This window comes from Streptomyces sp. ATCC 21386, assembly GCF_018728545.1.
GTDB lineage: Bacteria > Actinomycetota > Actinomycetes > Streptomycetales > Streptomycetaceae > Streptomyces.
In genome coordinates this window covers 1,552,942-1,575,418 of the sequence record NZ_JAAVVL010000001.1, presented here as the reverse complement: position 1 = coordinate 1,575,418, position 22,477 = coordinate 1,552,942, and the positions used below count along the sequence as shown (strand labels likewise).

The 22,477-nt window shown below is 67.5% G+C and carries 21 protein-coding genes; 13 read left to right on the top strand and 8 right to left on the bottom strand.

Translation table 11 applies throughout. The features are described 5' to 3' along the window. Positions 1-13: 13 nt before the first annotated feature. On the top strand, positions 14-670 hold the full coding sequence (locus tag GWK25_RS06955) for a hypothetical protein (RefSeq protein ID WP_215448966.1): 657 nt from the start codon (positions 14-16) through the stop codon (positions 668-670). Between the two features lie 276 nt (positions 671-946). Further along, complete coding sequence (locus tag GWK25_RS06950; RefSeq protein ID WP_308404184.1) at positions 947-2,695, top strand: BTAD domain-containing putative transcriptional regulator; 1,749 nt, start codon at positions 947-949, stop codon at positions 2,693-2,695. A 104-nt stretch (positions 2,696-2,799) separates the two neighbouring features. Here the strand turns inward: GWK25_RS06950 and GWK25_RS06945 are convergent, their stop codons facing one another. After that, entirely contained in the window at positions 2,800-3,558 is a 759-nt protein-coding gene (locus tag GWK25_RS06945; protein ID WP_215448964.1) for a trans-aconitate 2-methyltransferase, read from the bottom strand. Between the two features lie 134 nt (positions 3,559-3,692). Between GWK25_RS06945 and GWK25_RS06940 the strand changes: the two genes are divergently transcribed. After that, positions 3,693-4,322, top strand: coding sequence for an ABATE domain-containing protein (locus tag GWK25_RS06940; RefSeq protein WP_215448963.1), 630 nt, complete (start codon positions 3,693-3,695; stop codon positions 4,320-4,322). On the opposite strand, the gene sodX is transcribed toward GWK25_RS06940, so the two are convergent. Continuing rightward, entirely contained in the window at positions 4,226-4,672 is a 447-nt protein-coding gene (gene sodX, locus GWK25_RS06935; protein WP_215448962.1) for a nickel-type superoxide dismutase maturation protease, read from the bottom strand. The genes GWK25_RS06940 and sodX overlap by 97 nt on opposite strands. 156 nt (positions 4,673-4,828) lie before the next feature. On the opposite strand from sodX, the gene sodN reads away from it, so the two are divergent. Continuing rightward, entirely contained in the window at positions 4,829-5,224 is a 396-nt protein-coding gene (gene sodN, locus GWK25_RS06930) for a superoxide dismutase, Ni (RefSeq protein ID WP_031140564.1), read from the top strand. 7 nt (positions 5,225-5,231) lie between these two features. Here sodN and GWK25_RS06925 read toward each other — a convergent pair whose 3' ends face one another. Next, positions 5,232-6,386 carry a site-specific integrase gene (locus tag GWK25_RS06925; protein WP_215448961.1) on the bottom strand — a complete coding sequence of 385 codons (1,155 nt, stop codon included), beginning with the start codon at positions 6,384-6,386 and terminating at the stop codon, positions 5,232-5,234. Between the two features lie 21 nt (positions 6,387-6,407). Beyond that, complete coding sequence (locus tag GWK25_RS06920) at positions 6,408-6,911, bottom strand: helix-turn-helix transcriptional regulator (RefSeq protein WP_215448960.1); 504 nt, start codon at positions 6,909-6,911, stop codon at positions 6,408-6,410. A gap of 120 nt (positions 6,912-7,031) precedes the next feature. On the opposite strand from GWK25_RS06920, the gene GWK25_RS06915 reads away from it, so the two are divergent. From GWK25_RS06915 to GWK25_RS06900, 4 genes are all read left to right on the top strand, one after another. After that, on the top strand, positions 7,032-7,226 hold the full coding sequence (locus GWK25_RS06915) for an AlpA family transcriptional regulator (protein ID WP_215448959.1): 195 nt from the start codon (positions 7,032-7,034) through the stop codon (positions 7,224-7,226). Positions 7,227-7,800: 574 nt separating this feature from the next. Further along, positions 7,801-8,973: a DUF3631 domain-containing protein gene (locus tag GWK25_RS06910; RefSeq protein ID WP_215457240.1), complete on the top strand. Its 1,173-nt coding sequence runs from the start codon at positions 7,801-7,803 to the stop codon at positions 8,971-8,973. 183 nt (positions 8,974-9,156) lie between these two features. Beyond that, positions 9,157-9,897 carry a hypothetical protein gene (locus GWK25_RS06905; protein WP_251828752.1) on the top strand — a complete coding sequence of 247 codons (741 nt, stop codon included), beginning with the start codon at positions 9,157-9,159 and terminating at the stop codon, positions 9,895-9,897. After that, a complete protein-coding gene (locus tag GWK25_RS06900) occupies positions 9,887-11,578 on the top strand; it encodes a relaxase/mobilization nuclease domain-containing protein (RefSeq protein ID WP_215448957.1) in 1,692 nt (563 codons plus the stop codon). The genes GWK25_RS06905 and GWK25_RS06900 overlap by 11 nt, the downstream gene beginning before the upstream one ends. Positions 11,579-11,590: 12 nt before the next feature. Here the strand turns inward: GWK25_RS06900 and GWK25_RS06895 are convergent, their stop codons facing one another. Both GWK25_RS06895 and GWK25_RS06890 read right to left on the bottom strand, forming a co-directional pair. Then, positions 11,591-12,409 (bottom strand): class I SAM-dependent methyltransferase, encoded by an 819-nt coding sequence (locus GWK25_RS06895; RefSeq protein WP_215448956.1) that lies wholly within the window; start codon positions 12,407-12,409, stop codon positions 11,591-11,593. Then, the gene (locus GWK25_RS06890; protein ID WP_215448955.1) at positions 12,406-13,731 is read right to left on the bottom strand and encodes a helix-turn-helix transcriptional regulator; all 1,326 of its coding nucleotides are present in this window, start codon (positions 13,729-13,731) and stop codon (positions 12,406-12,408) included. Before GWK25_RS06890 ends, GWK25_RS06895 begins: the two co-directional genes overlap by 4 nt. Before the next feature lie 104 nt (positions 13,732-13,835). Here GWK25_RS06890 and GWK25_RS06885 point away from each other — a divergent pair, with 104 nt between their 5' ends. From GWK25_RS06885 to GWK25_RS06865, 5 genes are all read left to right on the top strand, one after another. After that, the gene (locus GWK25_RS06885) at positions 13,836-14,297 is read left to right on the top strand and encodes an ATP-binding protein (RefSeq protein ID WP_215448954.1); all 462 of its coding nucleotides are present in this window, start codon (positions 13,836-13,838) and stop codon (positions 14,295-14,297) included. Next, positions 14,291-14,767: a hypothetical protein gene (locus GWK25_RS06880; protein ID WP_215448953.1), complete on the top strand. Its 477-nt coding sequence runs from the start codon at positions 14,291-14,293 to the stop codon at positions 14,765-14,767. The genes GWK25_RS06885 and GWK25_RS06880 overlap by 7 nt, the downstream gene beginning before the upstream one ends. Positions 14,768-14,795: 28 nt before the next feature. Beyond that, on the top strand, positions 14,796-15,911 hold the full coding sequence (locus GWK25_RS06875; protein ID WP_215448952.1) for a hypothetical protein: 1,116 nt from the start codon (positions 14,796-14,798) through the stop codon (positions 15,909-15,911). Continuing rightward, the gene (locus GWK25_RS06870; protein WP_215448951.1) at positions 15,908-16,267 is read left to right on the top strand and encodes an ASCH domain-containing protein; all 360 of its coding nucleotides are present in this window, start codon (positions 15,908-15,910) and stop codon (positions 16,265-16,267) included. Before GWK25_RS06875 ends, GWK25_RS06870 begins: the two co-directional genes overlap by 4 nt. 112 nt (positions 16,268-16,379) lie before the next feature. After that, positions 16,380-16,730, top strand: a complete 351-nt coding sequence (locus tag GWK25_RS06865) for a hypothetical protein (protein ID WP_215448950.1) — start codon at positions 16,380-16,382, stop codon at positions 16,728-16,730. 3 nt (positions 16,731-16,733) lie between these two features. On the opposite strand, the gene GWK25_RS06860 is transcribed toward GWK25_RS06865, so the two are convergent. Continuing rightward, positions 16,734-17,114 (bottom strand): hypothetical protein, encoded by a 381-nt coding sequence (locus GWK25_RS06860; RefSeq protein ID WP_215448949.1) that lies wholly within the window; start codon positions 17,112-17,114, stop codon positions 16,734-16,736. 223 nt (positions 17,115-17,337) lie between these two features. Further along, on the bottom strand, positions 17,338-22,158 hold the full coding sequence (locus GWK25_RS06855) for an ATP-binding protein (protein WP_215448948.1): 4,821 nt from the start codon (positions 22,156-22,158) through the stop codon (positions 17,338-17,340). Positions 22,159-22,477 lie beyond the last annotated feature (319 nt).

Below are 22,477 nucleotides of genomic sequence, written 5' to 3'. Positions count from 1 at the left end.
CGGGGAGCACCATATGAAGACGAAGACGAGGCTACTGGCCGTCGTACCGCTGGCCCTGACCATGGTCGTCGGCCTGAACACCGAGGCGGGCGCGGTCACCAAGCACTGGTCGAGCGCGCCGTACGGCGGCGGGTTCTCGACCTGGTCGACACCTCTGGACCGATGCGTCACAGTCAACATCAGCGGCACGATGGAGTACCGCTGGTGGCGCAAACAGCCCACGACCGACCGCAAGGACATGTGGATCGACCAGATCCGCCTGAAGAAGCCCCAGATGGAAATGATCGTCAAGGGCAACTGTCGTGCCAACGGGGCGCCTCGCAAGCTGACGGCCGCGAAGATGTCCCAGCGGATCTACGACTACGGATGCGAGACCTCGACGGCCATCACAGTCAGCGCTCCCTTTGCCGTCGGTGTCACGCCGACCAAGAAGTGCGGCCGTATCAAGGTGGCCAAGCGGGCTTCCTCGTTCTCGAACGACAACTCGAAGTACTACCAGTTCAACACGGGTCGCCCCGCCACGTTCAAGCCGCAGGGCATGGACGCCGCTCCCTACAAGGGCAAGAAGAGCATCTGTCTCAGGGCCGATGTGACCGCCACCGCGGTCATCAGGAACTACGACGACTCGATGAGCAAGACGCTGAGCATCTGTGTGAAGGTCTTCAAGTAGACGGTCTGTTCCCAGACGTGCTGATAGAGACGTGAACGCCGGTGTCCAGGTCGTTGTGTGACGAACGACCTGGACACCAGCGCGACCGTACTGCGTCCAGCTCTGCCCGGCCGACGAGGCCCGACGACTGCGCACCGACCTAGGCAGAACCGACGCGCGGAATCCCTGCTCGCCGAGCCGTCGTCCACCACTCACTGAACTCCTGCGTCCACTTACCCGTTGGAAGCGATCATCTAATATCCAGCCATGGATGATCGCTGAACACGGGGGTGCACATTGCGATTTGGCGTACTCGGACCACTCCGCATTTGCACGGAGGGAGGGCAACCGTTGGCGCTGCGCCGACGCAAGCCCCGTCTCCTGCTGGCCATGCTGCTGCTGCGCAACGGCCGTACCGTCTCGACAAACGAGTTGACCACCGCACTGTGGCAGGACGGCCCCCCACCATCCGCCCGGGCCAATCTCCACGCCTACATCTCGACGCTGCGCAGGCAACTGGGCGACGCGGTACTGACGACGACAGGCGACGGTTACCGCGTCCAGGTCGAAACGAACGATCTGGACGCGAACCTCTTCGAGCAGTTCGTTGCCGAGGCTCGCACCGCCGGGCGCACCGGCCGTCCGAAGGAGGCAGTGCGCCTCTTCACAGGGGCACTGCACCTGTGGCGGGGTGACGTCCTGGAGAATCTGGAACTGACCAAGCCCCTGCACGACGAGAGCATCGGCCTGCGGGAGCTTCGCCTGTCGGCGGAGGACGAGTTGATGGACGCGCGGCTCGACACGGATGAGACCACCGATGTCGTCGCGGAGTTCAGACAGTTGGTGCAGGCCGAACCGTTTCGTGAGCGCCGGTGGGGTCGGCTGATGGTAGCCCTGCACCGCTGTGGGCGTGGCAGAGAGGCACTGGAAACGTACCAGGAGCTGTACGCCCTCCTCGACAGTGAGCTCGGCATCGGCCCCTGCACAGAGCTGCGGGCCCTGCACCGCCAGCTCATCGAGGCGGCTGCGGCGGACTGCGGCGCCACGACCCCGCAGCCCGTGGCCCCAGCGCCCCCACAGACCAGGTGGCGTGGCCCACGAGCGCACATCACCGTTGTCGGCCGCCACCGGGAGAAGGCCGAACTCGCCGGATTCCTGATGCATGACGGCCTGGTGACCGTCACCGGCCCTGGCGGATGCGGCAAGTCAACGCTCGCCCTGGCCACCGCGGAAATGATGGGCGCCCACTTCACGAACGGAGTGACCGTCATCGGCCCCGGCGAGACGGGACCGATGACCAACCTCGACGAGCCACCCGACGCTGCGTCCGGACGGCGCACCCTCGTCGTTCTGGACAACTGCGAGCACCTGCCTGGCCCTGCCGCTCATGCCCGCCGCCTGCTCTCCCAGCCCGGCACTTCCGTGCTTGCGACCTCGCAGGCGCCGCTGCGCATCAGTGGGGAGGTGACGTGGCCGCTGGGCCCACTGCCTACGCCGGTGACGGACGAAAGAACTGCCGCCACCCGGCTGTTCGTCCGGAGGGCCGCACAGGCGACCCCCGGATTCCGTGACGACGCCGAGTCCCGGGCGCTGGTGGCGAGCATCTGCCGATGCCTCGACGGGCTACCGCTGGCCATTGAACTGGCCGCTGCACGGCTGCGCGTGCTCGCCCTCCCCGACCTCGCCGAACGTCTCGACACGGGTCTGGCCTGCCTGCTGGCCCCGGACCTCGCCGCATCCGAGCGGCACGAGACACTCACCTCCGCCTTCACGTGGGCATACGACCGCCTTGATGCGTCGGAGCGACGGCTGTTGCGGCATCTGGCCGAGTGGCAAGAGGAGTTCAGCCTGACCGAGCTGGAGACAACCGCCGTCGGCGGACTCCACCCCGGTGAGGTGCTTCACGTACTGGCCACGCTCGTCGAGCAGTCTTTCGTCCAGACATTCGATACGCCGGACGGCCGCAGATTCCGGCTTTTGACACCGATTCGTGCGTTCATCACGCAGATGAGCGCGTATGAGCGCGAGTCGACAGCCGTCGGGTAGCGCTCTCCGCCCGATTCCGCGTTCCGCGCGTCCAGGGGCGCGCGAAACGCGACCGGGGCGGTACGGCATCCCTCACCGCGTTCATCCCCGTGAGCCGGGCGGCCCTACTTCACCGCCAGCACCATCGAGTCGGCGGGCGAGCACCACACCGCGCGGGCCTCGGCGAAGCCTCGCTCGCGCAGGACCCGGGCGTGCCAGTCGACGCTCTGGAAGTCACCGTCGGCGTGCTCGCCGTAGATCTCGAAACGGCGGGCCGTCGGCGCGGCGAGCACGGGGTCCTCGGCGGCGAGCTGCCACCATGCGGCCCAGTCGACGACGCCGGCCGCGGTGGCTCGTTCCATACCCGCGTGCCGGTGCGCGCGCTCCGCCGCGTTGATCCGGGGCGTCGACTCGTCGATCATGTGGTCCGCGTTCATGAAGACACCGCCGTCGCGGAGGAGTGCCGCGACCTGACCGTAGAGGGCGGCGAGGGGTTCGCTGTGCAGCCAGTGCAGGGCTGTGGCCGTCAGGACGGCGTCGTACGCGTCGCAGGGCAGCCGGGCCGTCCAGTCGGGGTCGGTGAGGTCGGCGGTGACGAAGGTGACCCGCCGGTCGCCCTCGAACGTGCCCTCGGCGATGGTGAGGAGGGCCGGGTCGAGGTCCACGCCGGTGCTGACGGCCTTCGGGAACCGCGCGAGCAGCCTGGACGTGATGGAACCCGTACCGCAGGCGAGGTCGAGGACGCGGGGCTCGGGGCCGGCGAAGGCCTCCACCATGTCGAGCATCACCCGGAACCGCTCCTCACGGTCCGGCAGATACAGCTCCTGCTGCCGGTCCCAGCTCTCCTGCCAGGCCTGCCAGTCGGTTCCGGCCGTGGTGGTCATGAGGTCCCCTTCCTCGGTGTACCGCTTGTACCGCTTCTTCCGGCTGTCACGTCGAATGCGTAATACCCTGTAAGCACGAGCAGCCATTACCTGACCCGATCCCCGACATTAGAGCGCCCCCGTAAGGACTACAAGTGGAACTGGCCCATTACTCGGACTACGCCGTACGCCTCGTCAACACCGAGGAGCCGGCCCGGGGCAAGGACACGCTCACCTCGGTCGAGGCCGTCCGCGATCTCTTCGGGCCCAGCCGGCAGGCGGCCCGGCGGGCGACGGACGCCGATGTCACCCGGTTCCGGTCGGTGCGGGCCCGGCTGCGCTCGGTCTTCGAGGCCGCGAACGACGGCGACGAGACCCTCGCCGTGGACCTGCTGAACTCGCTGCTGCTCGAATTCCCGGTGAGCCCGCAGATCTCGGGGCACGACTTCCGGGACGACGACGGCCGCCCGCTGTGGCACATGCACCTGGCGGACCACCCGTCCAACGCGACCGCGGGCTATGCCGCCATCGCCGCGATGGGCCTGGCCTTCCACCTCACCGAGTACGGCGTGGACCGGCTCGGGCTGTGCGAGGCGGCGCCGTGCCGCAACGCCTACCTCGACACCTCGACCAACCGCTCCCGGCGCTACTGCTCGGACCGCTGCGCGACCCGCGCCAACGTGGCGGCCTACCGGGCCCGCAAACGTCTGGAGGCGGACCGGTCGCCGAACACGGGCCGGGCAGCCGAGAACGCCCAGCGGGCGAGCGTGAGCGGCGACCGCTGACTCTCGGACCTGGGCCGGTAGCGGAACCGGACCTTCCCCAGGACCAGTTCGTCGGGGACGACCCCGTAGTCGGTGCTGTCCCCGCCCGCGTAGGCGTTGTCCCCGAGCACCCACCAACCGCCGTCGCGCCGCTCGGCGATCCGCTTCACGACGAGCAGATCCTGCTGGAAGGGATGGCGCAGCACGAGGACGTCACCGACCCGCAGGCGGGCCCCGTAGTGGACGAGCAACTGGTCCCCGTGGCGCAGGGTCGGAACCATGGAGGGCCCCGTGACCTCGGCCACCCCGAAGGGCAGGAGGGCCCTGCCCCGCTCACTTCCCGGCCCGCTCTCCTGCGACGGCTCCGGCATCACCCGGCACCTCCCCGGTCCGTTCCTCTCCGGTGCTCCACCAGTCCCAGTCTGACCCCGGACTTTTGTCCTAAGCCCATGGGGGCACTCGCGAAAACCTCTCTCGCAGGGAGTAATGTCCCACCTGAGAAGACGATCACGAGGAAGGAATGCTCCATGCTTTCCCGCCTGTTTGCCCCCAAGGTCAAGGTCAGCGCCCACTGCGACCTGCCCTGCGGTGTGTACGACCCGGCCCAGGCCCGCATCGAGGCGGAGTCGGTGAAGGCCGTGCAGGAGAAGATGGCCGCCAACGACGACCCGCACTTCCAGGCGCGTGCCACGGTCATCAAGGAGCAGCGCGCCGAGCTCGCGAAGCACCACGTTTCCGTGCTCTGGAGCGACTACTTCAAGCCCCCGCACTTCGAGAAGTACCCGGAGCTGCACCAGCTGGTCAACGACACCCTCAAGGCTCTCTCGGCCGCCAAGGGCTCGACCGACCCGGCGACGGGCCAGAAGGCTCTGGACTACATCGCCCAGATCGACAAGATCTTCTGGGAGACCAAGAAGGCTTGATCTTTGATCACGCCATTTGACCTGCGATTTCCTTGGTCGTCTGGTCAACCGGTCCGCACCCGGTCCGCATGCCGCCGAGCACGGCGTCCATGACGGTCCGGGTGCGGTCTTCTTCGCCCGGCCACAGGTGTGCGTAGATCCGCAGCGTGATGACGGCGGACGCGTGGCCGAGGACCAGCTGAACCTGCTTGACGCTCGCCCCGCCGGCGATGAGGGCGGAGGCGTAGAAGTGGCGCAGGTCGTGGGTCACCATGCGTGGCAGCTCGACGGGCTTGCGGCCCTCGCGCTCGGCCGCCTCGTTCTCCGCTGCTTGGAGTGTCCTGCGGGCGCAGTTCCACTCCGTCTTCCAGCGGCGGTAGTTGAGCGGCTCTCCCTCCTCCATCGTGAACAGCCACTCCTTGGAGGGGCGTGCGGCGAGGTGTGCGAGGAGGGCGTCGGTGACCACCTCACCGACCGGGACGGTGCGCCGGGACTTGGCGGTCTTCGGTGGGCCGATCTTCCCGGACTGGAGGCGCTGGCGCTCGACGCGAACAGTGCCGGCCTTGAAGTCGACGTCCGACACCTTGAGGCCGAGCAACTCGCCTATTCGCAAGCCTGATCCGGCGAGCGTGACGATCGCCGCGCGGATGTACGGCGGCATTACGCGGGCCATGGCCTCGACCTGCGCGACCGTGGGCGGGGTGACCTCCTCGTCCTGCATAGGCGGAAGGGTGATCCGGCGGCAGGGGCTGGACGCGATGACCTTGTCCTCCACGGCCGCCGTCATGAGGCGTACGAGGACGTCGTAGATGTTGCGCACACTGCCGGGGCCGAGCAGCTCGGACAGGCTCTTGAAGAGCACCTGGAGGTCGTTGCGGCGTATCGCCGCCATCGCGCGGGAGCCGAGCGCCGGGACGAGGTGGAGCCGGAGCGCGTTGTCGGTGATCCGCTCGCCCGCCTCGCTTGCGATGAGCGACTCCTCCCACTTCTTCGAGTACGTCTCGAACGTGATCCGTCCGGCCTGTGGGTCGACGTACTGGCCGGTCACAATGCTGGCCGTGACCTCGTCGATCCAGCGCTGAGCGTCGAGCTTGCGGTCGAAGTGGCGGGCGTGCTCCTTGCCGTCGAGGTCGCGGTAGCGGGCCCGCCACTTGCCGTTGGGGCGCTTCTGGATGTTCGCCAAGTGGCTTCTTCCTTGGGTTGGTTATCGGTGGTAGCCGCCGCCCTCGATGTGCTCGGTGAGGGTGCGGGCGTCGCGCTCATCGCCCATGAGGCGAAGGCACTGCTCGTGGATGGCCCGTGAGCTGTCGGGGTGGGCCTGGATGTGCTCGGCGATGCCGACGACTGCGTGGTGCAGTCGGTCTTCGGCGTCGCGTGTCTCGTAGTACGCCTCGACGGCTTCCTGGACGAGCCGTCTGCTGTCGAGATCCAGCCCTTCCAACGGCGGGGACATCAACTCTTCGAGGGGCAGTTCGAAGACGCGGGCGAAGGCGAGGGCTTCGTCGACGTTGATGCGGCGGCGCGGGGTGCCGTTCTCGATGCGCCAGACCGCGGTCTGGTTCATCTTGACGCCGGCCTTGGACACCCGATCTGCCAACTCGGTCGTGCTCCACCCCCTGACCTCGCGCTCCAGCGCCACCCGCGCGGCGATGTTGCCTTCGCTGTAGAGCAGCGGCACCTCACCGCCGTCGATCTTGTCGCCTGTCATCGGACCTCCATCACGACCATCACTTTCCCAATTGAAACACATGCTTGCCGATTTGGTTAACCGGCGATCGTCGAGTACAAATTATGCAGACCGGATTGCTACCTAGTCGATTGGGAATGCATGCGATACCTGACCACCGCCGAGGTCGCCGAGCGCTACCGCACAGCGGAGAGCAGCGTCCGCTACTGGCGCCAGATCGAGAAGGGCCCGCGCGGCATCAAGATCGGCAAGCGCGTGCTGTACCCCGAGGCCGAGCTGCTGCGCTACGAGCGGGCGCTGATCGAGGGTCGAGACGAGTGGGGTCTGGCCTCTTGAGCCGCCGGAGGCTCCGGACACAGAAACGGCCCCCGGCGCGCCAACGCCGAGGGCCGGAGATTCCCCTGCCGATCGCCCATCCCTGAACGTACGAGCTGGTGAGGGGCGGGACGTTGCCCGTCCTGCCCCTCACCGGAGAGGAACGTCTATGGAGGACTCTATGTCCCCCACCACGACGAACACATCCCCCGCCGCCTGGCCCACGACAGCGGTCCCCGGCGGGGGCACCCCCTGGCGCCGCCGGGATCAGGACTCCGCTGATGCGGTGTTGGGGGACCGTCCCCGCGACGCACCCGGTCCCCTGTCACCGCCAGTCGCGGTCCCCATATCCACATCCGCTGGAAACGTGCAGGCCAGCAGCGTGACAACGGGGACCGGTCCCCGAGACGCCGGAGTTGCACCAGGGGACCGCAATGGGGACCGGGGCGTCGGTCCTCGTCTCTCACCGGGGACCGACGGTCCCGTGGAGGCCGAACAGCACGAGATCGCACTCGGCGATGGCAAGGCAGGCAACGGAGTCCATGAAGGCGCGCGGGCGCAGGTAGCTGCTGACGGGGTCGCGCTGCTGGACGAATTGCGGGCAGCGATCGGCAAGTACGTGGTGCTGCCCAGCGAGGAGGCGCTGACCGCGGTCACCCTGTGGGTGGCGGCCACGCACATCCAGACGGCTCTGCAGCACGCGCCGCGTCTGGCGGTGGTGAGCCCGACGAAGGGGTGCGGCAAGTCCCGGGTTCTGGACGTCCTCCACGAGACCGTGCACCAGCCGATGATGACGGTGAACACCTCTCCGGCGGTAATCTTCCGGATCATAGGCAAGAACCCGCCCACCATGTTGGTGGACGAGGCGGACACCATCTTCGGCCCCAAGGCGAGCGGTGACAGTGAGATCTTGCGCGGCCTGCTGAATGCCGGCCACCAGCGCAACCGGCCCGCCTGGCGGATCTCCGGTCCGGATCACAAGCCGACCCCGTTCCCCACCTTCGCCATGGCCGCCATCGCGGGGATCGGCGACCTGCCGGACACGGTCATGGACCGGGCGGTCGTTCTGCGGATGCAGAAGCGCAAGCCGGGCGAAAGGGTCACCCCTTTCCGCTCCCGGTATTCGGTGCGAGAACTCAACGCGCTACGTGACCGGCTGACCGCATGGCTGGGTCCGCTGCGCGGGCGGGCAGCCCGCATGGTGCCGCACATGCCGGTGGAGGACCGGGCCGCAGACACCTGGGAGCCGCTGGTCATCATCGCCGACCTGGCCGGCGGCCAGTGGCCCGCCCAGGCTCGTGCCGCCTGCCTGGCCATGACCCGCCACGAGGCGGCCCAGGACGAGCAGAGCAGCCTGAAGACGCGGCTCCTGCGCGACATCCACCGCATCTTCGCGCAGGCGGAGAACCCCGAGGCCCTGTCCACCCAGGATCTGGTCGCCGCGCTGCTCCAGGACGCTGAGGCCCCGTGGGCGGAGCACGGCACCAAAGGGCTGAACGCCTACCACCTGAGCAACCTGCTGCGGGACTTCAACATCAGCCCGGCCAACTACCGGTTCGACAAGGGCAGGCAGGCCAAGGCGTACATGCGCAACCGCTTCCTGGACGCCTGGGCCCGCAACTGCCCCGACCTCGTCGAGGCGGCGCCCGCGTCCGAACACGGCGCTTTTCCTGCTCGCGTAGCGCAGGGCAGGCTGCCCGCCTCCCCGGCGAGGACGCTGCCTGTCGGCCCGCCCGGTGGCACCGCCGGACTCAAGCGCGCTCTCTGATCCCACCGGGGTCCGTATCACTGCGTCGCATCCGTCCCCGCGCAGGTCAGCGCGGGGACGGACTCTCTCGCCGGGACGGAGTTCTCCGTACCTGCCCGCGTGTCCGTACCTGTGCTGACCAGGCGTGCGACGGATGCGACGGACGTGACACAGCCCCATCCCTCGCTGCACCGGAGCACCAACATGGACACTGCGAACGACACGAACCCCTCTTCTCCCCGCCGCTGGGGTTGGTTCAACCGGGACCGACGAACAGCAGCAAGCTGGAGCGAACGAGCCCCTAACGGGGCTTCGTCCGCGCTTGCCTCCGCCCCTGGGGTGGCGGCGGGAGAGGGGGCCGGGCGCCAGCGGGCGCCCGAGCCTGAGGAGGGGGCGAACGAGCCCCGCACCGCGTCTGCCGCCGACAGTGCCGAGCAGCCCGTCACCGACTCCGTCACCCCACATGTCGAGCCGTCTGCCCGTCGACCGCCCGCCGCCGTCGAGCAGCCCTCGTGGCGTGAACCCGACGCTCCCGCGCTGCCCGCGCGGATGAACCGCAAGCGCACCATCGAGAAGCGCGACCAGGAGAAGAAGATCCGCTTCACACCGTCCGCGGTCCGTCTCATCGACGCCGAGGCCAGGCGGCGCCACCAAAAGTTCGCCGGCTTCGTCGGCGACGCCGCCCTCGCCGTCGCGCTCGGCAAGGCGGGCATGGTCGGCAGCCCAGAGGACGACCCCATCCGCCCGCTGGTGGAGGCCGTCGAAGCGCACACCAAGGCGCTGAACCGGATCGGCACCAACCTCAACCAGGTCACGGCAGCCATCCACTCCGGCGCGATACCCGAGCGCGCCGAAGCCGTCCTCGACCGCATTGAGCAGGCCGCCCAGGCCAGTTACGCACTGATGGACCAGCTCCTGGCGGAAGGAGCCGGTCATGGTGCCTGACGTCTCCACCGGCTCCAGCACCCTCGGCCTGATCAACTACCTCTTCGGCAAGGGGCGACGCGACGAACACACCGACCCCCACATCGTGGCCGCCTGGGACTTGGCCGGCGTCCCCGACCCCGGCCGCGACCCCTCCGCCACCTACACCCAGCTCGCCCGACGCCTGGACCATCACGTCGACCTGCGCACCCGGGAACTCGGCGGAAAGCAGCCACCGCAGCATGTGTGGCACTGCCCGGTGCGCACCGCGCCCGGCGACCGCTACCTCACCGACGCTGAGTGGGCCGAGGTTGCCCGCCGCGTCGTAGCCGCCACGGGCATCGCCCCCGAGGGAGACGACAAGGCGTGCCGCTGGATCGCGGTCCGGCACGCCGACGACCACATCCACGTCATGGCCACCAGCGTTCGAGCCGACGGCCGCCGCCCCCGTACGAACCGGGACGGCTGGCGGGCACAGCGCGAATGCCGAAAGATCGAGGCCGAGTTCGGGCTGCGCCGCCTGAAGTCCGGCGACCTCACCGCCCCGCGTACCCCGACCGGCGCCGAGCGGGCGAAGGCGGAACGCCAGGGCCGGGATGAGACCGCGCGGGAGTGGCTGCGCGAGCAGGCGTACGCGGTCGCCGCCGCCGTACGCAGCATCGACGAGTACTTCACCGTGCTGCGCTCCCTCGGCATCCAGGTCAGGCCGCGCATAGGCCCCGAGACCGGCGAGGTGACCGGCTACAGCCTGGCTGCTCCCAGCGACACCACCCAAGGTGAGCCGGTCTGGTATGGCGGCTCACGGCTCGCTCCCGACCTGTCCTACAACCGCCTCTGCGAACGCCTTCCCACCCAGGATCTGGCCGACCGCCCCGAGCAGGCGGTAGACCCAGCCGAACCGTGGCACCGCGCCGAGACCGCCGTCCGCGACGCCCACACCGCCCTCGACTCGGGCAACGACGCCATGGCCCTGGGACATCTGGATGCTTTCGGCGACGCCCTCCACAACCTGGCCCTCGCCACCAAGGGCGGACACCGGGCCGAACTGCAAGCCGCGGCAAAGGCGTTCAACCGGGCCCGCCGCTCGGCGATCCGAGCCGATCACCAGGCCGCCACCGCCCTACGGGAAGCCGCCAAGGAACTCGCCTACGCCACACACGATCCGGGCGGACTCGCCATCGCCCTGATCTTCGCTGCGCTCCACGTGGCGCGCGCGGCCGCCAAGTGGCATGAGCAGCGCGGCCACGAGCAGCAAGCCGCAGCGGCCGAAGAAGCCTTCCGCCACCTGCAGGCCGGTTACCAGCAGGCCGCCCAGCCGCTCTTGGCGGATCTCGCCCGTCGCGCACCGCGCGCCACAACCGTCAGCCGCTTCGAGCAGGATCTGCGTGCAGTCCTCCCCGACCACGCCGACCGCGTCCTCGCCGATCCCGCCTGGCCGGCCCTGACCACGACCCTCGCCCGCGCCGAGACCGCCGGCCACAACCCCCGACGCCTCTTGGCCGAAGTCGCCGCGCGCCGAGAACTCGACACCGCCGATCGCCCCGCCGAGGTCCTCAATTGGCGCATCGCCATGCAGTCGAACAGGCGTGCTCAGGCGGCTCGCAGGCTGAGCACCCGAATGACCGCACCCGTGACGCCCGCACCACAGACCACACCCACGCCGGCGAGCGAACGGCTTACGGAACGCGGCCGACGGCGATAGCCAAGTCGGCTGTCAGCGACGGCAGATGAGGATGCCGCCCAGGCACGTGACCTCGAAGGCCCCATGCCGGGCAATGTGATCGACGAGGATCGCACGGGCCCGCTCGATCGTGGCCTCGAAAGGCACGTCGTGCTGGTCCGCCCAAGCCCGGTAAGAGGCCATGTGCGCGATGACCGGCTCGGGGTCCTGGACCGTGATGGTGCCGGGCAGTTCGATCGTCTCCACGCGGCCGAACTCCTCGCCCAGGAAGGCCGGGGCCTTCTCCAGGGAGAAGCGAGCGCTGAGCGAGATACGGGCCGGACCGCGTCCGGTACCGAGGACGTCGCCCGCAGCCCGCTGCCACAGGTCGTCGAGTTCGACCTTGTCCCGGTCGCTGTTGGTGGAGACGATCACCGCCCCGTCACGAGCCACGACACGGGACAACTCCCTGACCGCCTGCGGGATGTCCGGGACGTGGTAGAGCATGTGCAGCGCCAGAGCCGCGTCGATGCTCGCCGTGGCCAAAGGCAGGCGGGTGGCATCCGCCACGGCGACCGGGCCGGGCACGCTGGCGAGGATGCCGGGGGCGATGTCCAGTCCGAGCAGGGCCAGCTCGGGCCGATCGTCGCGAAGCCGCTGGATGAACTTACCGTTGCCGCAGCCGACATCGACTACACGCCCGCGTACGCCGCTCAGCTGTTCGGCGACGATGCCAGGCAGGTCGTATCGGGGTGTCTGCCACTGGTAGAGCGACTGGCGGGCAGCCAGGTCCCGGTCACCGTTGTAGGCGCTTCCGGCAAGGCGGCTCCGGTCGGTGACAGCGGCGTCGTGTGCGGCAGACCGTTCGGTCACGTCGACAGCTCCGGTGGGTGGGCGGCGGGTGAGGCCGCGAGGACGGCCGTGTGCTGGAGTCGTTCGCTTAGGTGCGCGGCGTGCGCGGCTCCACCGTACTGCGGCCCTCCCAGCTCCCGGCCCAGAGCGGTGAGTCGACGCACGATGCTGGCCGACATGCGCTCGGGCGGGGAGTCGAGGACGAATCCGAGCATCGCCTCGGTGCCCTCCATGTCGCCCAGGAGCAGGTGACCGCGGGCGAGATCGACATGGGCGGCGAGCAGGTCGCCGACCGACTGATCATCGTCCTCGGCACTGCGGTAGAGCCTGATCGCACTGTCCGCGCTGACGATGGCCTGCTGGACATGCTCCCTCCCGCCCACGGCCAAGTGGCTCGTGCCCGCGTACGCGAACTGCTTGGCGGCCGGGAAGGCGAAGATGCCCGGCACCTCGTCATGGCCGGGCATTGCCTCACGGGAGCGCTCGGCATCCGCAAGGGCGGCCACCGCACCCACCCGGTCTCCGGCTATGGCCAGCGCACGCGCCTCCAGGCTCGCCAACCGGGCTCCGATGCTGCCGGGAGCCCGGTGGTGGCGGCCGGCCTGCGCCAGCCGCGCCGCCTGCTCGTACCGCCCGGTCCAGTAGGCGATCAGGGACTCCACGGCCCGTACCCAGGCCAGCATCCCCTCGTGCCCGGCTGCCTCTGCACACGCCCGAGCGGTACGAGCGTGAGTGGCAGCGGAGTCGTAGTCGCCCAGGTCCAAGCAGACGTGCGCGGACAGCCCGCACAACCGTGAGGCCGCGACGTACAGGTCAGCAGTCTGCCGGGGATGCTGGCGCCCGCGCAGCAGCTCGAACGCCCCGTCCCGCAGCCGCTTGATCTCGATGTACAGCTCCATCAGCGGATGGCTGACGTAGGCGCGAGCGAGCCGAGCAACATCGGCCTCCAACTGCTCGACGACGAACTCATCTGCGTTGCGCTGCGCAATGAACCGGGCGAAGTCCGCCGACATCACCGCGTCCGCCGCCGACATAGCACCTGATCGCGAAGGCACCACAGGCTGCGGCAGAACGGTCTCCGCAGCCTTGTCTCCACCTTGGAAGCCCTTGCTGACCGCCACAGCACGGTCGAGCACTCCGATGTCGACGCCGAACACCTGCGCCAGATACCTGCGGGTGTATGGAACCGGGATGCGCGCCTCGCGCTCGTAACGCCCAATCTCCTTACCGGTCTTGGCGGCCCGCCCCTCCAGGGCGTTGTATTCGTCGGCCACCTGCTGCTGGGTCCAGCCACGCCCAGTGCGCAGCCGGATGAGCAACGTGCCGATCCCCGTGTCGCCCATCCCATCTCCCAGGAGCATGCGAACTCTGGCCCCCATAGTGGCCCCCCGCCTGGCCCCCACGCTGGCTCCCGACTCAAACGAGCGACGGCGGTTGGCTGTTGGCCATGCCCAGCACACTGCCCGGCGAGCCGGACACCCTCGCACCGGAACAAGCCCTCGACGGCGCCGTCGAGCACGAATCGATGCTCTTCGACCGACGCCGGACCACCCCAGGCGCCGCCCGCTCCTTCGTCGCCGAGACCCTTACCCATTGGGGCCGGACCGAACGCCTCGACGACATCCGGCTGTGCACCTCCGAACTCGCCACCAACGCCGTCCTGCACGGAGCTCCTGCAGGCGGTCAGGTCCTCGTACGAGTCGAACTGCACGCCACCGTGCTGCGCATCGAGGTGCACGACAGCGGCAACGGCACACCCACCAAGCAGGAGCCACGGAGCACCACCGACGACGGCCGCGGCCTCCTGCTGGTCTCTGCCGTCGCCGACCACTGGGGCGTGGAGAAGCGCCAGGGCCCCGGCAAGTGCGTCTGGGCCGCCTTTCACCACAGCGCGGTGCCCACATGTTGACGCCTGCCCGCACCGCGTCCTTCGCGCCTTCCGCCGGTCTGATCGCCTCCCTGGCCACCACCACGTGGTTGGACACCACTCCGACCGGCGCCACTCTGTGCTGCCTCCTTCTGGTGCCCCAACCGCCCCGCAGCTGCTACGAGACGCCGGCCGTCATCGAGCAACGCATGCGCACCGTTGCCGAAGCTCTACACCTCGGCCCCGCCACCACACCCCCGCCGGACATCGGGCCACGCCTACGTCTGATCGCCCCGGCTGAAGTGGCCCTGCGCTTCGACGGCACCCCCTACCGCAAACGCATCCCCACCGGCCGCCCTTGGACTCTGCTGCTCGGCCAAGGAACCCCGGCGGCCATCGTCCTCGGCCTCGACCCACTCTCCCGCAGCGCCACCCCTGCGGAGATCGACACCTACCTGGACAGCGCCACGTTCCGCCAGCGCCTCCTCTTCGGTCACACCCGAACCGAATGAACCCCAACCCACCCCAGGGGGACATCCCGTGACGACCCATCCCGTCTCACCGAACACCGTCCTGGCGAACGCCCTCCACCATGCCGAGGACGTCCTGACCCCACGCATCCTGGCCACCACACCCGAGCGGATCGTGCTGGTCGTCGGCACCCAGATCAACGGCGCCCCGCACATCGGCACCTCCCTCGTGCAGTCCCTGGCCTTCGCCATGGCCGCCCGCCTGCGGGACCGCTTCGGCATCCCCACCGAGGTCCTGTTCAGCGCTCTCGACAACGCCCCCTACGAACTGACCACCGACCCGGTCAGCGGTCACCGATACCAACGCGCCTACGCCCAGGCCCTCGGCCACGAGGCCCTGACGGACCTCGTCAACGCCCTCTACCAACCCCTGTTCACCGCGCTCTCTCGGTTCCTGGGCATCCCTCACCGGATCGAGACCTACAGCCAGCAGCAGGCCGGCGAGCACTTCCGCCGCACATGGCTCCGCCTCCTGCCCCGCCTCGACGCCGCCCGCTGGTGGCTCGCCCCCTCCACCGGCACACCACACCTGCGCGTCCCCTGCCCTCACCCCGACTGCGGCTGGGCCGAGAAACACGCCGAACGCACCCGCGTCCACCTCACCGACCGCGAGACCGCGCAAGTCGCTGCCGTATGCCTCCACCACGGCCCCTACCAGGCAACCATCACCCCAACCGGAGGCGCCTACCTCGACCTGGCCACCCTGTACCGCAATGCGGTCAAGGAACTCTCCGTGTCCAACCCCCACGGCACGCTGCACGTCATGGTCAAGGGCGGCGACTGGGTCTTCGGCTCCCACCTGGTCGACGAAGCCCTCCAAGCGGTCGGCCTCACCCGCGCCCAGATGCCTGCCCGCCTGTTCTGCCCGCAGGTCGTCACCGACACCGGCGCCAAGCTGTCCAAGTCGCTGATCCGCGAGGGCCGCGCAGCCCTGCCCATGGGTGCGGACGACTGGATGCTCGACACCCGACAGTGGCCCGGCACCGTCGTGGAGTACTCCGAGCAACTGCTGGCCATGACCGATACCTTGCTGTCCGACCCCCGCCACTTCTTCCGCGCGTACTCGGCCGCCGAGATCGGCCGCATGATGACCGCACCAGCCACCAGGAGCGTTCCCGCCCCATGACCGACACCACCGCCCGCGTCTACGAACTCAACCTCTACCGCCAGTACTTCGACCTCGTCGCAGCAGGCACCAAGACCATCGAGGTGCGGGTGAAATACCCGCACCTCACCGATCTCGGCGCAGGCGACATCATCCGCTTCCGCGTCAAGGGCACGGACGAAATCTGCAAGGTGAACGTCAAGCGGGTGACCGAATACGCCAATTTCGAGGCCCTGCTCGACAGCGAAGGACCGGCCAACATCAATTCAACCGCTACTCGCGAACAGCAGCTCAACAACATCCGAGCCATCTACCCGCCCAAGAAGGAAGCCCTGGGGGCTCTGGCCATCGAAATCGAACGTACCGCTGATCATTAGCTCGGGCTTTCGCAAGGTGGGAGGCAGCGCAAGCGGTCGTGATCGCCAACTGGGCTAGCCGGGCGGTACCTTCAGCAACTCGGTGTCGAGTACGAGGAAGGGGAGGGGCAGCATGTCGAGGGGCAAGCAGATCTTGCACAAGCTCGGCCACGCGGTAAGAGAGGGGGCTAAGGAGGGGGTCGAGGAGAGCGCACGCGCCTGCTACTTCAGTGTGTACGGTCGCGGCTTCAACGAGGCGGCTCAGACCTGCCGGGAGGTCCTGTCCGATGCCACGGAAGAGTTGTTGGCAAGGATGAAGTCCGGAAACCTCTCCGAGCAAGAACAGGCGCTGTACGCGCGGCTGATTGAACTGACGGCTGAAATGGACGAACGTCTCGGGAACGCCTGGCAAGAAGAGCCGACAGGAGACGCCCTGCCGCAGCCGGTCGGCGCCCGATCCGGCCCGCCAACAAGACTGTCCTGAGGCTCACTTCTGAGGATCGGCCCCGTACATCACGACGTCCGGCGCACCGAGAGCCATGCCGGTGATGCAACCCTTGTTCCATGCGTCGCGCTCGTCGCCGTCCAGGCCGCTAGGGAGCGCGTCTGCGCACTCCCGTTGTCCCACGGAGGCGGGGTACCGGGTGTCGGGGCCGCCGGGGCGGGTGCACATGTCCTGCCGAGCGGCCACCTCCCCGCCGGTCTCGCAGTACGTGAGGTGGGTGTCGAGGACGCGCTTCGCGTAGTCCGTCGCCGTCTGCTCGCCGAACCGGTACCCGTCCCAGTACCTCGCGGCTTTGTCCTCCTCGGTGGTGCAGCCGACCAGAGCGAGAGCGGCGAGGGCGAGCAGTATGAAGGTGCGTCGCATGCGTCGGAGCATACGAGAAGTACCCCGCCCCCGCAGGGGGCCGGGGTACCGGCCAGACTGCCAAGTCGTACTCGTCGGGCCAGGGGTCCTCGGTCCACAGGTCGTCGTAGTGTCCTGCGCCCAGCCCACGAAATTCCATACCCGTAAGGACAGAGTCCCCATCGGCGAACCGACAATGCCGCTTTCCGGAAGTCTCAGAAGACGTCGTGCAGCCCCTGAGGCATCACCTGCTGTAAGGCGCCAGCCCCTCATTTCCGGCGACGACCAAAGAGTCGACGAGCATCTGCCACTCGTCCAATTCGCCGAGTTCCTCGGCCGTCCTGCGAATTTCCTTGAGCCAGCTGTTCGAGAGCCACGACTGCTTGACCGTGACACGTCCATCTTGAATGCAGAGGTCGGAAACCCAATGCACGCCACGGATTACCTGCACTTCCTCCGAGAGCTTCCGCAGAATGCCGATGAGCGCGTCGACACACTTGGCCTCCCCGCGAGCTGCCGGCAGCCAATCGTCGAGCGACTCCACAAGGTCCTCAGCGCGGACCCAGTCGATGGGTTCGCCAACGACCTCGTTATACAAGCCCTGCGTCCATGGAAGAGGGTCCGGCAGCAGGGCAGCGGCAGCCCAGTCGCCCCAAGAATGGTCACGGTAAGGGCTTGAGTCGTCACTCAGGTAGCCAATGGCATGGCGCAGCAACGACGGCCAGACACCTCGGGCAGCTTCAGCCAAGCGCTCGTTCTCTGCACCTGTCGCGGCAAGACCGTGGAGAAAATTCAACATCAGCCCTGCATCTACGCGAAGGACGTCGAGGTGTTCGAGCACCGGCCCGGCATCACCGTCCTTCGCGAAGCCTTCGAGTAGAGCCCGTGCAGCGACCAGGCTGTGTGTCCCGCGGTCGTCCGCGGTCCAGCCCTGTTTCTCATGCGCAACCATGGCGCGTCGCTCGACGTCGAGAAAGGCGGCGAGGAGCGCGGCTGCGTTGTCGGTGCAACAGTGGCCCGTCGACGCGGCTGCCCCGAGTCCACGAATGGCTGCATCTAGAACCGCGATGTCAACGGAGTCACCCGATAGCGCCTGGAGGCGTTCGGCAACGTCGCCGGCAATCAGGACATTCGGCCGTCGCTGACCATGCCGGTCCCACGGACCGATTTCTGCGCCACGGGCAGTCTCAAGCAACCAGTTCAACGTGATCCGGTGGGTGCAAGGGTCGAGGTGGCATGGAGACCTCCAGACGACATCGCATCCACGCGCCAGGTACAGCCGAGTCTCCAAGGACGCCTTGCCTGCCATCGCAAGACCAGCCTCGGCAACATTTTCGGTCGAGACGCCAGCCGCTTCCAGCGGCGCTGCCAGTGCGGGTGTGAGAAACGCCGGCAAGGCTTGCGCCACGGCTCGATCGGCACCAAGATCGAAGAACTGATCCTCGTGACGTTGATCCTCGGCCTCCCGGAACAACAATGCGATGCCGATGACGAACTCAGTCACGAACTGCTCTTCGTTGCCCAGCGCCTCCATATCACCAGCGGCGGCTCGTTCGACCGCTGCTCTAACGACATGGGCAACGGCGTCCACAGGCCGATTCGCCATCAGGTCTTCATCGGCTTCGACCAAGGCACGTCCTGCCGCCAGGTCCGCAGCAATCTCCTCCGACGAGGGCAGCACGTACTCGGCGCCATGCTTGGCCGAGCCCCAGTACCGATTCTGCAGGCGCAGGCTAGTCTGCACGACCTCCTGGTGAGCCGCGTGCGCTTCTTGCACGGCTTGCAGCTCAAGCGGTGATTCGACCTCGATGTAGACCTTATCGCCATGCTGCTTAACTCGATATTGCTCCGGGTCCAGGCTGGCAGCCCAGTTCTTCGTACACTCCTGGCTAATGCTCAGCCGGTCGCCGTTCTCGACAAGCTTGTCGGCAACCTTCTTCAAAGCCTGGGCACGCTCCTGCCCGCCGTGCACCATCAGCCACATGGCTACCTCACGCGGTGTCCACTGGCGACGTTCAAGGTTTGCGAGCCCCTCGGTTGCTGCACGCAGCCCTACGTACTCACTCGTCCTGCGGCCAAACTCCAACTCCCATACGACAGGTTCGGCGAGAAAAAGGTCGAGCTCGGTGCCGACCTTCTCAATGTGACGCACCAGCAGACCGAATAGCATCCCTGGAACCGCCAGGTTCTCGCAGCCGTTCAAGAGGGCCTCGACAACCGCCCTCGGTGACGCACCCTGGCTCAACCACCCGTCGGCAAGACGTTCCATCGCCTGGAGTGCGCTCATAGCCGAGTATGGGCCCACCGACGTGCCCCGGTACCAGCTCCACACGTGGCTGTCGCCGACGTACAAGCGAGCAGTACCGTCCAGGTTCAGAACCGCACCGCGGTCTTCAACCTCTCCGTTCTCTGCCTCACTTTCACCGCCCTCGTCCCCGTCATCAAAGGGATCAGTCAACGCGTAAGGCGGACTAGGCCGCGACAGCGTCGCTACGCGTGCCCGCGCACCACTGTTCAAAACGCTGTTCAAAATCCGCACCGAGGTCGGCAACGGTGCTGTCTGGAACAGTTGCCAGAACCCGCCGAAGTAATACTGAAAGAACGGTGGTCCGACCCCGATCCACCGACCCTGATGCCTCCGGACACCCTCATCCCGGTGCCAACTTGGCTCGTCGTCGATGTAGTAGGCCGCCATCAACGTCGCCAATAGCTCCGGGTCCTTCTGCGCCAAGGCTCGGGCGCTCAACGGCGAATCCGCAGCCGGAGCCAGGAACGCTGGCGCATCTTCCGCAATGACTCGAAGACACCTTTCGACGGCATCATCGATGTCCGGACCGAGCAGAGCCAACGTTTCGACGAACGCCTCCTTCGTCAGGTGGTAATCCAGCTCACGTCGGCGTCGCCGACGCTGCGCCATCCACCCTGACGGCGTGTCCCCGCTGGTCTTCCGTCGAGGGAACGAATTCCAGTAGGCAAGAAGGCGGTCCCGAAGTCGGATTCGTAGTTCGTTGCCAGCAGGAACGTCCACCAGGGACAGGGCTTGCAGCCAGTCCGCGAGCAGTTCGAACGACTCCTTTGACACGTCCCACGGCTTTTCGTCATCCAGGAGGAACTGCACAACGGGGTTCGTGACTAGACGGTCGACCAGCCCGTTGACCTTATACCGCTGCTGAACAACTCGAACCACGTCGCCGAGCACCAGGCCGACCGACTGATCCGTGCACGCTGACTTCAGGCATTGGTACGCGAATGGCGTCTCCAGAACCGCCTCCACCGGAACGTCAGTCCACCGGGGTCCGCGTGCTGCGGCGAACGCCTCGAATTGCGAGCGCAGTTCGATGAACTTCCGGACAGGGCGAGCGTCCGGTGCTTTCAGTAGGCCCTCGCACGCAAGAGTGGCGGCCGACAGTGCCCACCGCGGTGCTCCCGCTGCCTGCAGCAACTCGATGGGGCTCTGACCACGGACAAGCAGGATGGCGGTCGCGTACCGCCGGACCTCGTCATGTGCAAAGTCCGGCTGGTTCCGATACCGGCTCGGTGGCGCGAGCAGATGATCCCGACGCAGCGCGTCGACCGCTGCGGCATCAACGCGTGCGCCAGGTCGACGGTCTTCGGGCAGCTTCATAGTCTCTGCGGCTACCGCGAGCAGTGTCTGTTCGCGTGCCTCCGCCGAGCCGACACCGGGCCGCCCATCGCCCCGTACAACCCTGCTCCACACCAGATCAAGGCACTCCCACTCACCCAGTGAGCTATCTGGCTCCGCCCCGGTCCGAGCCAGAAGGTCCAGTACAACGGGCCTTCTCAGCAGCGAGTTCACGGGCAGATCTCGCAGGACCGTACGCAAAAGCGGAAAGTGGCTTGAGACGACGGAGATGTCCTCATCGCCCAACGGCCGCATCTCAAACGACGAAATGGACTTCGGGAACCCCAGCTCCACCTGCTCCCGCACGAAACCCAATGCCACGTCAGATGTCACCGCAACGAGCCCAACACCTGCCGCAGCCGCAGCCAGCACCAGGTCACTCAACAGGCCAGCAGACCGTTCCAGAGCAGCATCAGCCGCGTCGATGACCAGGACTCGAGAAGGTGCCGATGCCTCCGCGAGCACGTCCTCCAGCGAAACCCCGAGCGCAGCTCGCAGCTCCAAACTCGACTGCGGCATGCCACGGAAGTTCACCACCACGCCCTGGAACCCGGCGGGGGCTGCGGCTTCCAACTCTGCAACGGCCGACAAAGTCAGCGCACTCTTACCGATGCCCGACTCGCCAGATACCAACAAAGCCGAAGCACGGGTACCGGCCTCGCGCAGGGCATCAGCGAGTCGTTCGCGGCGGTTGGCGAACGAGATCTCGACCGGCCCTCCGGACGACTCATCACCGATAGTGGCCCGCACACCGGCGACGGCCAACTTGCGTTGCTCCGCAAGCACCGACCACGCGTGTCGACTTCGAGTCGCAGCCGAGTCCAAGACCACGTGAATGTCACGGCGGAGCACCTTGAGGTCCACCACAGCGCCAGTCGCGTCATAGCGGGTTGCCTCGACCTCGAGACGGTCCCGGACCACCACCCCGTCGGCGGCGGCCGAGGCCACGCTGTCCAGCGACGTCGCGACCGCTGTGCGGTCGTCTTCGTCCGGGCTCTGAACCGCAAAACCGAGGATGTGCAGCCGGCCGAGCAGCCGCCACTCCAGCCGCAGGATCTCTTCCTGCGTTGCGTCGTCTTCGACGACCTTCGCGACCATCTCCAGAAAATGCTCATGACGCTTACGCACCGGCTTGGACCAGCGGCGATCGACCTCCATGGACGCTTGGAACGACTCCGGGTCGGCGTGAGCACGCGCGATGCCGCAGAGCGTTTCAAGCTGGTCCCACTGATCGGACCGACCGGCGGTCGCGACGGCGACCTGGTGAGTGTCGGCGTCGAACCTCTCGACCTCGGCGAGCAGCGACCCGACGAGCTTCACCGTGTCACCATGGCTCTGGACGAAGTTCGGCGTTGCTCGACATGCCACGGCAAGGATGACCTCGGCTGCCGCATCGCCGCATTCGATCAGTAGATCGTCCACCGGGTGCGCCGGACCTGTTTGGAACGACACCCTCCGGACCGGCAGCTCAGATACCTCCGCCCGTCGTGCGCCAGTCAACATGCCAGCGAGATAGACAGCCGCGACGCGGTGCGCGAACGAAACGCCACCACCGCCGGTCGCATAGGTGCTCGATCCTCGCTCAGTTTCACCGGCTGCAGCGATGTCGCCTCCGGCGGTCGCATCCCCGGGAGCAGCAGCGGGTCCAGATGCCGTCTCACCCCCGAGCCGAGCAGCATCCGGTGCAACAGACTCGTCCATATGTTCCTCGGTGGCATCGTGCTATCAGCGGCCGTACGGC

Bases quoted from the DNA above. Each gene is read 5' to 3' on its own strand.
- GWK25_RS06880 (WP_215448953.1), top strand. From the start codon at position 14,291: ATGTTGACGCCTGCCCGCACCGCGTCCTTCGCGCCTTCCGCCGGTCTG.
- GWK25_RS06955 (WP_215448966.1), top strand. From the start codon at position 14: ATGAAGACGAAGACGAGGCTACTGGCCGTCGTACCGCTGGCCCTGACC.
- GWK25_RS06870 (WP_215448951.1), top strand. From the start codon at position 15,908: ATGACCGACACCACCGCCCGCGTCTACGAACTCAACCTCTACCGCCAG.
- GWK25_RS06900 (WP_215448957.1), top strand. From the start codon at position 9,887: ATGGTGCCTGACGTCTCCACCGGCTCCAGCACCCTCGGCCTGATCAAC.
- GWK25_RS06915 (WP_215448959.1), top strand. From the start codon at position 7,032: ATGCGATACCTGACCACCGCCGAGGTCGCCGAGCGCTACCGCACAGCG.
- GWK25_RS06890 (WP_215448955.1), bottom strand. From the start codon at position 13,731: ATGGGCGACACGGGGATCGGCACGTTGCTCATCCGGCTGCGCACTGGG.
- GWK25_RS06905 (WP_251828752.1), top strand. From the start codon at position 9,157: ATGGACACTGCGAACGACACGAACCCCTCTTCTCCCCGCCGCTGGGGT.
- GWK25_RS06920 (WP_215448960.1), bottom strand. From the start codon at position 6,911: ATGACAGGCGACAAGATCGACGGCGGTGAGGTGCCGCTGCTCTACAGC.
- GWK25_RS06860 (WP_215448949.1), bottom strand. From the start codon at position 17,114: ATGCGACGCACCTTCATACTGCTCGCCCTCGCCGCTCTCGCTCTGGTC.
- sodX (WP_215448962.1), bottom strand. From the start codon at position 4,672: ATGCCGGAGCCGTCGCAGGAGAGCGGGCCGGGAAGTGAGCGGGGCAGG.
- sodN (WP_031140564.1), top strand. From the start codon at position 4,829: ATGCTTTCCCGCCTGTTTGCCCCCAAGGTCAAGGTCAGCGCCCACTGC.
- GWK25_RS06945 (WP_215448964.1), bottom strand. From the start codon at position 3,558: ATGACCACCACGGCCGGAACCGACTGGCAGGCCTGGCAGGAGAGCTGG.
- GWK25_RS06885 (WP_215448954.1), top strand. From the start codon at position 13,836: ATGCCCAGCACACTGCCCGGCGAGCCGGACACCCTCGCACCGGAACAA.
- GWK25_RS06865 (WP_215448950.1), top strand. From the start codon at position 16,380: ATGTCGAGGGGCAAGCAGATCTTGCACAAGCTCGGCCACGCGGTAAGA.